Here is a 13676-nt window from a genome sequence, read left to right as displayed (position 1 = left end):
ACGGGGTGGCCGTTGCGGCGTGCGTCGGACAACCGCTCGACGAGCAGCAGGCCGACGCCTTCGCCCCAGCCGGTTCCGTCGGCGGCGCTGGAGAATGCCTTGCACCGGCCGTCGGCGGCGAGACCGCGCTGCCGGCTGAACTCCACGAACGGAGCCGGCGTTGCCATGATGGTGACTCCGCCGGCCAGCGCCATGGTGCATTCGCCGTTGCGCAGCGCTTGTGCGGCCAGGTGCAGTGCGACCAGCGACGACGAGCAGGCGGTGTCGACGGTGACGGCCGGGCCCTCCAGCCCGAGGGTGTAGGCGATGCGGCCGGAGGCGATGCTGCCCGCGCTGCCGTTGACCAGGTATCCCTCCAGATCAGCGGGAACATCGGTCAGCCGCGCGGCGTAGTCGTGGTACATGACGCCGGTGAACACGCCGGTCCGGCTGCCGCGCAACGATGCCGGGTCGATACCCGCGCGTTCGAACGCCTCCCAAGCGGTTTCCAGCAGCAGGCGCTGCTGCGGGTCCATCGCCAGCGCTTCGCGCGGTGAGATGCCGAAGAACTCCGCGTCGAACTCCGCCGCATCGTGCAGGAACGCGCCCTCGACGGTGGTCGTCGAGCCCGGCCTGATCCCGGCAGGGTCGTGCAGCGAGGCGAGGTCCCACCCGCGATCGGACGGCATGGCCGCCACGGCGTCCCCGGCGGCGGAGACGAACCGCCAGAACGCTTCCGGCGAATCGTTGCCCCCGGGGAACCGGCAGCTCATCGCGACGATGACCACCGGATCGTCGTCGCCGGCGGCGGTCGGCGCGAGCGCGGGCGCCACTTCGGCACGCCCGTAGAGCTCCCGCTCGATGTGCTCGGCGAGCGCGGCCGGGCTCGGGTGGTCGAAGACGGTGGTGGCGGGCAAGCGCAGACCGGTCGCGGCGTTGAGCCGGTTGCGCAGGTCGACGGCGGCCAGCGAGTCGAACCCGAGCTCGCGGAACGCGCGGGCCGGTGCAACGGCATCGGCACAGCCGTGCCCCAGCACCGCGGCGGCACGCGTCCGGACCAGATCGAGCAGCATGCCGGCCCGCTTGTCGGCGGGCACGTTCGCCAACGGGCGCGCCGCACCGTCGGACCGCGCCACCGCACGCCGAGCTGGAAGGCGAATCAGGTCCCGCAGCAGCGGCGGAACCGCCCCGGAACCCACGGCCGCCGCACCGGTCTCCAAGCGCAACGGGACCAGCGCCGCATCGTGCGTTCCGCTCCAGGCCACGTCGAACAGCGCGAGCGCGGAATCGGTCGGCATCGCAGCGACGCCCAGTTCCGCCAGCCGCCGGAGATCCGAGTCCGTCAGATCGCCGGTCAGCGCGCTGCGCTCGTCCCACAATCCCCACGCCAGCGACACGGCCGGGGCGCCGTGGTGCCTGCGGTAGCGGGCAAGCCCGTCGAGGAACGCGTTCGCCGCCGCATATCCCGCCTGACCTGCGGAGCCGAGCACACCCGCGGCCGAGGAGAACAGGATGAAGCGGCTCAAACGGCCCGTCAGCTCGTGCAAGTTCACTGCGGCGTCGATCTTCGGCCGCAGCACTTCATCGAGCTGCTCGGGCGTGATCGAGTTGACGACGCCGTCCGCGAGCACACCCGCGGCATGGACCATTGCGGTCACCGGGTGCGCCGCCGGAAGCCCTTCGATCAGCCGCTCCAGCTCGCGCCGGTCGGCGACGTCGCACGCGGCGATCGTCGCGTGGGCGCCGGCCGCGCGTAGTTCGGCGAGCAGTTCCGCGCAACCCTCGGCGTCGGGACCTCGGCGGTTGACCAGCAGCAGGCGTCGCACGCCGTGCTTTTCCACCAGGTGCCGGGCCACGTGACGGCCAAGGGTGCCGGTGCCACCGGTGATCAGCACGGTGCCGTCGGGCTCGACCGGCGGGTCGACGGGCTCGACGGCGTCCGCGCGCACCAGCCGGGGGAACAGCGGCTTGCCCTGCCGCACCGCGAACTGCGGCTCGCCGCCGGCGGCCGCGATCGGCAGCATCTGGTGCGACTCGTCGGTGCCATCGGTGTCGGCGAGCACGAACCGGTCCGGGTGCTCGGTCTGCGCCGACCGCACCAGTCCCCACACCGCCGCGTGCCGGGTGAGAGCCGCCTCCTCCGGCCGTGCTTGAACGGCGTGCCGGGTGACGAGCACGAGCCGCGACTCCTCGAACGCCGGCTCGGCGAGCCATGACTGCAGCAGCTCCAGCACCCGCGACACCTCGGTGCGCGCGATCGAAGTCGAGAGCTTCTCGGGCTCGTCGTGCCGCATGTCTAGCCGGGCGAACACCAGCGACGGCAGCTCGGCCTCGTCCTTGTCGACCGCATCGGCGATCGCGGCGAGATCGGCCGCATCCAGCACGTCGACGTGCGACACGAGATCCGCGGGCACCACCGAGGCCGGGGAGAACGCAGCCCACTCGACGCGCAGCAGCGCGTCACCGTGACCGATGCCGAGCTGGGTGAGCTCGGCGAGGTCCAGCGGCCGCAGCACCAGCGCCTCGGCCTCCGCGACAGGCGCCCCCGCAGTGTCGGTGATCCGCAGCCGGGCTTCGGTGGGGCTGACGGTGCTCAGGTGCACCCGCGCCGCCGTGGCACCTGTCGCGTGCACGATGAAGTTCCGCCACTGAAACGGCAGGACGGAGGGCGCGCCACCCCGTGGCGGGAAGGCCAGCAGCACGGTCTGCGCGGCAGCGTCCAGCAGCGCGGGGTGCAGTGCGAAACGTTCCGCGGCCGGACTCTGCTCCTCGGGCAGCGCGATCTCGGCGAACACCTCACCGCCCGAGCGCCAGACCGCGCGCAGCCCCTGGAAAGCGGGACCGTAGGAGTACCCGTGCTCGGCCAGGTGCTCGTACGCGGAGTCCATGGGCACCGGGGCGGTGCCGGGTGGCGGCCACGCACCGGAATCCGCGGTGCCCGGCAGGTGCGAGCGCGCCAACGTGCCGCTGGCGTGCAACGTCCACGGATCGCCTTCGAGCGCGCCCTCGGCCCGCGCGTGCACGCTCAGCGAACGGCGGCCTTCGCCGTCCCGCCACACGCGCACTCGCAGCTGCACTCCGCCCTGGTCGGGCATCGGCAGCGGGGTGACGAGCGTGAGCTCCTCCACGAGATCGCAGCCGACCTCGTCACCTGCCAGCACCGCCATCTCCAGCACGGCCGTTCCCGGCAGCAGCACGACACCGGCGACGACGTGGTCGGCCAGCCAGGCGTGCGTGTCGACCGCGATCCGGCCGGTGAGCAGCACCTCCTGCCCGTCCGGCTGGTCGATACGTGCCGACAGCAGCGGGTGGTTCAGCGCCTTCTGGCCGATCGCGGCTACGTTCGCCCTGCCGGCGGCCTGGCCCTCCAGCCAGTAGCGGGTGCGCTGGAAGGGGTAGGTGGGCAGCGGGACCGGGTGTGCGGCGGGGAACCGGGTGGCCCAGTCGACCGGGATGCCGCAGGTCCAGGCTTCGGCGGCGGAGGTGAGGAGCCTGGCGAGGCTGCCATCGTCGCGGCGGAGGGTGCCGATGGTGACGGCATCGTCGCCGGTCTCCTGGACAGGGGTGGTGAGGACGGGGTGCGGGCTGGGTTCGATGAAGGTGGTGTGGTGGTCGGTGATGAGTGGCCGGATGGTGGGATGGAACAGAACCGGGTGGCGGAGGTTGCGGTACCAGTAGTCGGCGGTGAGCTCGGTGCCGTCCAACCGGGTGCCGGTGACCGTGGAGTGGAAGGCGATGTCGCCTTGGTGCGGCGCGACGGGTGCGAGTGCCGCGTTCAGTTCGGCCTGGACCGCTTCGACTTCCGGTGTGTGGGAGGCGTAGTCGACGGGAATGCGGCGGACACGGACACCTTGTTGTTCCAATGTGGACATTAGTGTTTCGAGTCGAGGTCCGGCGACGACGGTGGATTGTGGTCCGTTGAGTGCGGCAATGGTGATGTCGGGGTGATCGCTGAGTATTTCGTCCAGTTCCTCGGCGGAGAGGGCGACTGAAGCCATGGCGCCTTTGCCTGCGAGGTGTTGGGCGATGATCTGGCTGCGGAGTGCGACGATGCGTGCGCTGTCGTCGAGGGTGAGGATGCCTGCTACGTGTGCGGCGGCGATTTCGCCTTGTGAGTGGCCGATAACGGCTGCTGGTTCGACACCATGGGCGCGCCAGGTTTCGGCGAGGGCGATCATCATCGCCCAGAGAGCGGGCTGGACGACGTCGACTCGGTCGAGCGGGGCGTTTTTGTTCCGCAGGATGTCGGTGAGGGACCAGCCGACGAACGGTGCCAGTGCCTGTTCGCAGCGCTGGATCTGTTCGGCGAATACCGGTGATGTGTCGAGTAGCTCGGCGCCCATGCCGGGCCATTGCGACCCCTGACCGGGGAACACGAACACCACCTCGCCCGCAGGGCCCGCGGCGCCTTCGACGACACCGCCGGCCTGCGTGCCTTCGGCGAGCGCGGCCACCCCGGTCATCAGCTCGTTCTCGTCGCCGCCCACGACAACGGCACGGTGGTCCAGCACGGCACGGGTGGACGCCAGCGACCAGCCGACGTCGACCGGGTCCTGACCGGAGAGGCCCAGCAGGCGTCGGGCCTGGGCACGTAGCGCCTCGGGGGTCTTCGCCGACAGCACCCAGGGCACGGTGACGTCAGGGCGCACTGCGGCGGGCTCATCGCGATCCGGTGCCTGTTCGAGCACGACATGCGCGTTGGTGCCGCTGACACCGAAGGACGAGACACCCGCGCGGTACGGCCTGTCGTGATCGGGCCACGGCTGCGGCTCGGTCAGCAGGCGAACGGTACCGGCGCTCCAGTCGATGTGCGGAGTCGGCTCAGCCACGTGCAGCGTGCGAGGCAGGACACCGTGCCGCATGGCCATGACCATCTTGATGACACCGGCGGCCCCGGCGGCGGCTTGGGTGTGGCCGATGTTGGACTTCACCGAGCCCAGCCACAGCGGGTGTTCCCGGTCCTGACCGTAGGTGGCCAGCAGTGCTTGCGCCTCGATGGGATCGCCCAGGCGCGTTCCGGTGCCGTGCGCTTCGACAGCGTCCACATCAGACGGATCGAGTCCGGCGTTCGCAAGGGCCTGCCGGATGACGCGCTGCTGCGACGGGCCGTTCGGCGCGGTGAGACCGTTCGACGCACCGTCCTGGTTCACCGCCGACCCGCGCAGGACGGCCAGCACGCAGTGGCCGTTGCGGCGTGCCTGGGAAAACCGCTCCACGAGCAGCAGGCCCACACCCTCCGCGGAGCCGAAACCGTCGGCATCGCTGGAGAACGCCTTGCACCGGCCGTCCGGCGCGAGTCCCCGCTGGCGGCTGAACTCGGTGAACATGTGCGGAGTCGCCATCAGCGCGACACCGCCCGCCAGCGCCGCCGAGCACTCGCCGCGCCGCACCGCCTCGGCGGCCAGGTGCAGCGCGACCAGCGAGGACGAGCAGGCGGTGTCGATGGTGACGGCGGGGCCTTCCAGCCCGAAGGTGTAGGCCACCCGGCCGGAGGCGACGCTGGCCGTCGCGCCGGTGAGCAGGTAGCCCTCCAGGTCGGGCGGCGGCTCGGCCACCCGGGACTGGTAGTCCTGGTAGGACATGCCGACGAACACGCCGGTTGCGCTGCCCCGCAGGGCCAGCGGGTCGATCCCGGCCCGTTCGAAGGTCTCCCACGCTGTTTCCAGCAGCAACCGCTGCTGCGGGTCCATGGCCAGCGCCTCGCGCGGCGAGATGCCGAACAACGTCGCGTCGAAGTCCGCCGCATCGTGCAGGAACCCGCCGCGACCCGTCATCGAAGTGCCAGGCGCGCCCGGCGTCTCGGACAGCAGCCGGGCCAGGTCCCAGCCGCGGTCGGTGGGGAAGTCGCCGATGGCGTCGCCGCCGTCGGCGACCAGCCGCCACAGGTCCTCGGGCGACTCGACCTGACCCGGGTAGCGGCAGGCCATCGCGACGATCACCACCGGGTCGTCGTCGGCGGCCACCGCGATCGCGGGGAGCACTTCGGCCTCGCCCTCGTCCAGCAGCAGGGACTCCAGGTAGCCGGCCACGGCGGCGGGAGTCGGGTGGTCGAACACCAGGCTCGACGGCAGCCGGACTCCTGACTCCACCGCCAGCCGGTTGCGCAGCTCCACGCCGGTGAGCGAGTCGAACCCGAGATCGCGGAACGGGCGCTCGACGTCGACGCTCTGGGCGCCCGCGTGCCCCAGCACCGCGGCTACCTGTGTGCGCACCACGTCGAGAACCACGGCCGCGCGCTGCTTCACCGGCAGCGACCGCACCCGCGTCGCCAGCCGTGACCCGGTCTCCTCGTCCCGGCCTTCAAAGCCGGTGTCCAGCAGCGCGCGCACCTCGGGCAGATCCTCGATGAGCGGCCGCCTGCGCGCCTCGGTGTAGGCGAGGAAGAAGCGGTCCCAGCGCACGTCGGCCACCACGACGGTGGCGTGGTCCTCGGGCTCGTCGCGGGTGAGGACCGCCAGCGCCCGGTCGGGGTCCAGCGGCGGCACACCGTGCCTGCGGAGCCGGTCCTCCACTCCGCCGACCGCCGCCATGCCATCGCCGGCCCACGGTCCCCACGCGTACGAGGTGGCGGGCAGCCCGAGCCTGCGCCGGTGCTCGGCGAGCGCATCCAGGTAGGCGTTGCCCGGTGCGTAGCCGCCCTGACCGGGGATGCCGAGCACTCCGGAGATCGAGGAGAACAGGATGAAGTCCTCCAGTTCCATCCCCGCGGTCAGCTCGTGCAGGTGCCTTGCCCCGCCGGCCTTCACCCGCAGCACCCGGTCGAGCTGATCGGTGGTGAGGGAATCCACCATCGCGTCGTCCAGCGCACCGGCGGCGTGGATCACCGACGTGACCGGGAACCGCGCGAGCAGCTGTTCCAGCGCACCGCGGTCACCGACGTCACACGCCACGACGCTGACCTCGGCACCGAGCGCACGTAACTCATCGGCAAGCTCCGCCGCCCCGGGGGCCTCCGGTCCGCGCCGACTGGCGAGCACGAGGTGGCGCGCGCCGTCGTGGGCGAGCTGCCGGGCCACCTGCGCGCCGAGCGCACCCGTGCCTCCGGTGAGCAGCACCGTGCCGCGCGGGCCGCGCCTCTCCGCGGCGGCAGCGGCGGCAGCGGCGTGCACGATCCTGCGGGCGAACGTGCCGGTTTCGCGGACGGCGACCTGGTCTTCGTGCCGCTGCGCCAGCACTGCCAGCAACCGTTCGAGCACCCGCTCGTCGGGTTCCTCGGGCACGTCGACGAGCCCGCCCCAGCGCTCGGGCTGTTCCAGCGCGATGACGCGACCGAGTCCCCAAACCGTGCTCTGCGCCGGGGCGCGCAGCGAGTCCGCCTGGTTCACCGCGACCGCACCCGAAGTGACGGTCCACAGTGGAACTTCGAGACCGGCGTCCACGAGCGCGTGGATCAGCGTCAGCGTGGCCGCGGTGCCGGCCGGTACCGCAGGGGTCGCCGGATTCGGAGCGTCCTCCAGCCCGACCAGCGACAGCACACCGTCGATGTGATGGGGAAGGCGGTCGCACAGGGCGGCGCGGCCCTCCGCGCCGAGCCGCAGCACGATCACTTCGGCGCCGCCCGCGCGCAGCGCATCCGGTACCGCCTGCGCCCAGGCCGGCTCGTCCTCGCCGGCCGGTGCGACGACCAGCCAGGTGCCGGTCGGTGTCCCGGTGCCGGTCGTGGTCGACGGAACCCACTCGACCGAGTACCGCAGCGCGTCCAGTTCGATGCCCGCGCGGCGCAGCTCGCGCCACCGCGCCAGCGCCGGTGTGGCCTCCGCGAGCCAATCCGGCCGGTCCTCCCGCAGCCCCAGCACCGCTGCTACCGCGTCGACGTCGTCGGCCTCCACGGCTGCCCACAACCCGCCGTCGTCGGCGGCATCCGGCTTCGCGGCCGTGTCGAGCCAGTAGCGGGTGCGCTGGAAGGGGTAGGTGGGCAGCGGGATCGGTTGTACAGCGGGGAATTGCGTGGTCCAGTCGACCGGGATGCCGGTGGTCCAGGCGGTGGCCGTGGCGGTGCGGAGTTGGGCGAGGCTGCCGTTGTCACGGCGGAGGGTGCCGGTGGTGGTGACCGGTGTGCCGGTGGCTTCGGCCGCTTCCTGGATGGGTGTGGTGAGGATGGGGTGGGGGCTGGGTTCGATGAAGGCGGTGTGAGCGGGGAGAAGGCTCTCGATGACGGGGTGGAGGAGGACTGGCTGGCGGAGGTTGCGGTGCCAGTAGTCGGCGGTGAGTTCGGTGCCGTCCAGTCGTGTGCCGGTGACGGTGGAGTGGAACGGGATGGTGCCGGGATGTGGGGTGATGGGGGCGAGTGCTTCGAACAGCTCGGTCTGGATGGTGTCGACGTGGGCGGTGTGGGAGGCGTAGTCGACGGGGATGCGCCGGACTCGGAGGTCTTGTTGTTCCAGTGTGGACAGTAGTGTTTCGAGTGGGTGTTGGGGTCCGGCGATGACGGTGGATTGCGGTCCGTTGAGCGCGGCGATGGTGATCTCAGGGTGATCGGTGAGGAGTGTGCCCAGTTCCTCGGCCGGGACAGCGACGGAGGCCATGGCGCCTTTGCCTGCGAGGTGTTGGGCGATGAGCTGGCTTCGGAGTGCGACGATGCGGGCGCTGTCATCGAGGGTGAGGATGCCCGCTACATGGGCGGCGGCGATTTCGCCTTGGGAGTGGCCGATGACGGCGCTGGGTTGGATGCCGTGGGCGCGCCAGGTTTCGGCGAGGGCGATCATCATAGCCCACAGCGCGGGCTGGACGACGTCCACCCGGTCCAGCGGTGCGTTCTCGTCTCGCAGGATGTCGGTGAGGGACCAGTCGACCAACGGTGCCAGTGCCTGTTCGCAGCGCTGGATCTGTTCGGCGAACACCGGTGACGAGTCGAGCAGGTCGGCGCCCATGCCGGGCCATTGCGAGCCCTGACCGGGGAACACGAACACGACCTTGCCCGCCGGACCCGCCGTGCCGCGGACGAGCCCGGGATGCGGCAGCCCGTCGCGCAGCGCCGCGAGCACGTCGGCGCGCTCCGCGACGTCTTCGCCGAAGACGGCGGCGCGCAGCCCGAAGGCTGGACGGGCGGTCGCGAGCGTGCAGCCGACATTGACGGGATCGGCCGCCGGATTCGCCTCCAGGTGATCGCGCAGGCGCCGCGCCTGGGCGCGCAACGCGTCCTCGTCAACTGCGGACAGCAACCACGGTGCGCCGAGCCCGCGGTCCACCTCGCGGTCCTGCGGTTCCGCTGGCGCGTCGGCGGGAGCCTGCTCCAGCACGACGTGCGCGTTGGTGCCGCTGATGCCGAAGGAGGACACACCTGCGCGGCGCGGGCGCGAGGTCTCCGGCCAGTCGATCGACTCGGTGAGCAGCGAGACCGCCCCGGCGCTCCAGTCGACGTGCGGAGTGGGATCGTCGACGTGCAAGGTGCGCGGCAGCAGGCCGTGGTGCATGGCCATGACCATCTTGATCACACCGACGACACCGGCGGCGGCTTGGGTGTGGCCGATGTTGGACTTCACCGAGCCCAGCCACAGCGGGCGTTCCCGGCCCTGGCCATAGGTGGTGAGCAGGGCCTGGGCCTCGATGGGATCGCCCAGCCGGGTTCCGGTGCCGTGCGCTTCAACCGCGTCCACTTCGGACGGTTCGAGTCCGGCGTTGCTCAGGGCGTGGCGGATGACGCGCTGCTGCGAGGGCCCGTTCGGTGCGGTGAGGCCGTTGGACGCGCCGTCCTGGTTGATCGCCGAACCGCGCACGACCGCGAGCACGAGGTGACCGCCCTGCCGTGCGTCGGAGAGGCGTTCGACGAGCAGCAGGCCGACGCCCTCACCCCAGCCGGTGCCGTCGGCGGTGCTGGAGAAGGCCTTGCACCGGCCGTCCGGTGACAGCCCGCCCTGCCGGCTGAACTCCACGAACATGCCGGGGGAGGACATCACGGTCACCCCGCCCGCAAGCGCCATCGAGCACTCGCCGCGCCGCACCGCCTCGGCGGCCAGGTGCAGGGCGACCAGCGACGACGAGCACGCCGTGTCGACGGTGACCGCAGGCCCCTCCAGCCCCAGCGCGTACGCCACCCGGCCGGAGACCACACTCGCGGTGCTGCCCGTCAAGCGGTAGCCGTCGGTACCGTCCGACGGTTCGTGCAACCGCGGACCGTAGTCCTGCGCCATCGCACCCACGAACACCCCGGTGTCGCTGCGCTGGAGGGTCTGCGGGTTGATACCGGCGCGTTCGAAGGTCTCCCAAGCCGTTTCCAGCAGCAGGCGCTGCTGCGGGTCCATGGCGAGCGCTTCGCGCGGGGAGATGCCGAAGAACGCCGCGTCGAAGTCGGCCATGTCATGCAGGAACCCACCCCGGGAGGTCACCGAGGCGCCGAGGTCCCAGCCTCGGTCGGCGGGGAAGGCGCCGATCACGTCCCGCTCGGCGGTGACCAGCCGCCACAGGTCCTCCGGGGTGGACACCCCGCCGGGATAGCGGCAGGCCATCCCGACGATCACCACCGGATCGCCATCGCGCGCCGCTGCCCGGGCCGGCACGACCGGGACAGCAGGCGTCGTGTCCTGCACGAGCCCCTTGAGGTGCGTGGTCAGCGCGAGCGGTGTGGGATGGTCGAACACTGCGGTGGCAGGCAGGTTCGTCGCGGTCGCCTTGGCGAGCTCGGCGCACAACGCTGCTCCGACGGCCGACGTCAAACCCTGGGACCGAAACGGCGTCGCGTCCTCGACCTCACCGGGGTCGCGGAGGCCCAGCGCCACCGCGGTGTGCCGGCGCACTATGTCGTGCAGGACGTCGTGTAGATCCTCTGTTCCCGCCTCCCGCAGCTGCAGTGCCAGCGTGGACTCGTCCTCCGCCGCCACCGCATCCACCGTGTCGAGCCAGTGGCGCGTTCGCTGGAACGGGTAGGTCGGCAGGGCTACCCGGCGTGCCCCGGTGCCCTCGAACAGCGCGGCCCAGTCGACGGCAATGCCGCTTACCCACGCCTCGGCGGCGGAGGTCAGCAGGCGGGTGAGGGTGCCTTCATCGCGGCGCAGCGAGCCGATCGCCGAAACGGGTTTTCCTGCCTGTTCGGCGGTTTCCAGCACGCGTGCGGTGAGCACCGGGTGAGGGCTGGGTTCGATGAAGGTGGTGCGGTGGTCCAGGAGCGCTTCGACCGCGGGCTGGAAGAGCACCGTCTGACGCAGGTTCCGGCACCAGTACCGCGGGGTCAGCTCGGTGCCGTCGAGCTCGCCGCCGGTGACGGTGGAGTGGAACGCGACCTCGCCGGACCGCGGTGTGATCGGCGCGAGGGCGTCGAGCAGCTCGTCGGTGATGCCATCGACGTGCTTGGAATGGGAGGCGTAGTCGACGGGCACCCGGCGCACCCGCACGTCGCGGCCCTCCAGCCAGGTGAGCAACCGTTCGAGCGGCTCGGACGGCCCGCTGACCACAGTGGACCGTGGCCCGTTGAGCGCGGCGAGGCTGATCTCGGCGTTGTCGGCGAGGATGTCGCGCAGCTCGTCGGCGGGCAGCGCGACCGACGCCATGCCGCCCCGGCCCGCGAGGTGGCGGGCGATGATCCGGCTGCGCAACGCGACCACGCGCGCCCCGTCTGAGAGGGAGAGGATGCCCGCCACGCACGCAGCGGCGATCTCACCCTGAGAATGGCCGACGACCGCGGCCGGGCGCACACCGAGCCCCCGCCACACCTCGGCCAACGAGACCATCACGGCCCACAACGCGGGCTGGACGACGTCAACGTGCTCCAGCCCGGCGTCGGGAGCGCTCCCGCGCAGCACGTCGGTGAGCGACCAGTCCACGAACGGCGCGAGCGCGTCCTCGCAACAGCCGATCGCCTCGGCGAACACGGCCGAGGAGTCGAGCAGTTCCGCGGTCATGCCGACCCACTGCGGACCCTGGCCGGGGAAGACGAAGACCGGATCGGTCGCGTTCGCCGCCTGCCCGACGGCCACCGATGCCGAGGGCTCACCCGAGGCCACCGCGGCGAGACCGTCGAGCACCGGGCCGATCGCGTCGCGATGCGGGGCGAGCACGACCGCGCGGTGCTCGAGCTCCGAGCGGGAGGTGACCAGCGACCAGCCCACGTCGAGCACGTCTGGAACGCCGTCGAGCGCGGACGCCAGCGCAGCCGCTTGCGCGCGCAGTGCGGCCCCGCTGGCAGCGGACAGCGGCAGCGGCAGCGGCTCGGCAGGTGGCCGCTGCTCGGCAGGTGGCCGCTGCTCGGGAGGTTCCGGCCGCGGCGGCGCGGACACCGCGATGTGGCAGTTCGTACCGCCGACGCCGAAGGAGCTCACCCCGAACAACGCCTGCTCGTCGCGCACCGGTTCCACCGACGTCTGGACCCGCAGATTCAGCTCCTCCAGTGGGATCACCGGGTTGGGCGTGCGGAAGTCCGCGGTGGGCACGAGTGTTGCGGCGCGCACGCACAGCGCGGTCTTGATGAAACCGGCGATGCCCGCCGCGGCTTCCAGGTGGCCGATGTTTGACTTGATCGACCCGACGCGCAGCGGGCTGCCCGCCTCGCGCGCCGCCCCGATCACCGCACCGAGCGCGGCCGCCTCGACCGGGTCACCGGTGGGCGTCCCGGCACCGTGCAGCTCGACGTGGACCACCGCGCCGGGATCGCTGGTCGCCTGCTGGTAGGCGGCGCGGATCGCGTCGGCCTGGCCCTCGGCGGTCGGGGTCGAGAGCTGATCGCCGCCGCCGTCGTTGGCGACGGCACTGCCCCGGATCACGCAGTAGATGTCGTCGCCATCGGCGAGCGCGGCCGCCAGCGGCTTCAGCACGACGGCGCCGCCGCCCTCACCCTGGGCGAAGCCGTTGGCCCGGGCGTCAAACACGTGGCACCGCCCGTCCGAGGACAGCGCCCCGAACCGGTGGGCGGCGATGGCGTGGTGCGGGGTGAGCCGCAGGGCCACGCCGCCCGCGATCGCCACGGCGCACTCACCCCGCCGCAGGCTCTCCGCGGCGAAGTGCACGGCGACCAGCGACGAGGACTGCCCTGCGTCGACCACGAGGCTGGGCCCCTTGGCCCCCAGGAAGTACGACACGCGGTTGGCGATGATGGAGCGCAGCGAGCCGGTGAAGGTGTGCGGGGTGATCGCCTCGGTGCCCCGCCCGCGGACGAGGGTGGTGTAGTCGTCCCCGGCCACGCCGACGAACACACCGGTGCGGGAACCGGCCACCGCTCGGTCGGTGATTCCGGCGTCCTCCAGCGCTTCCCAGCCCAATTCGAGCATCAGCCGCTGCTGCGGGTCCATCATCGCGGCTTCCCGCGGCGACATTCCGAAGAACCGGGCGTCGAAGCCCGCGACGTCGTCGAGGAACGCGCCGCGCTGGACGATCGCCGCCTCGGCGTCGGACAGACCCGCCAGCGAGGCGGGTTCCCAGCGGCCGGCCGGAACCGGCGCGTCGACGGCCGTCCCCGCGGTCAGCAGCGACCACAGCGCGCCGGGATCGTCCGCGCCGGGCAGTCGGCAGGCGAGTCCGACGACCGCGATATCCCTTTCGAGGCGCAGCGACACCGCGTTCCCCTTTCGTGGTTTCGTGGTACCGAGGCTGATCGCGTGCTCCGGGCAGTCGGCGGCGCCGCGGTCTGCTCCGGTTCCGGGGTCGGGCGAAGTCGAGTCGCTCCGCGAGAGCGCGTTGCCCGGCGCCGGTGCCAAGGTCGTGCGCGTTACCCCGGATCAGTTCTACGCAGCAGCTGACCGCGGCGTAAAGTGGACCTTCGTATCACGAGC

At 71.9% G+C, this 13676-nt stretch carries 1 protein-coding gene; it reads right to left on the bottom strand.

Annotated features, from left to right (window positions below; translation table 11 throughout):
• Positions 1-13460 (bottom strand): type I polyketide synthase (locus tag ACWDKQ_RS25370; RefSeq protein WP_450141260.1); only part of this gene is annotated, 13460 nt, incomplete at its 3' end.
• Between the last annotated feature and the right edge of the window lie 216 nt (positions 13461-13676).

This window comes from Saccharopolyspora sp. NPDC000995 (assembly GCF_053599315.1).
The sequence above is the reverse complement of the archived record's forward strand: the minus strand, read 5'-3'. Positions and strand labels throughout refer to the sequence as shown.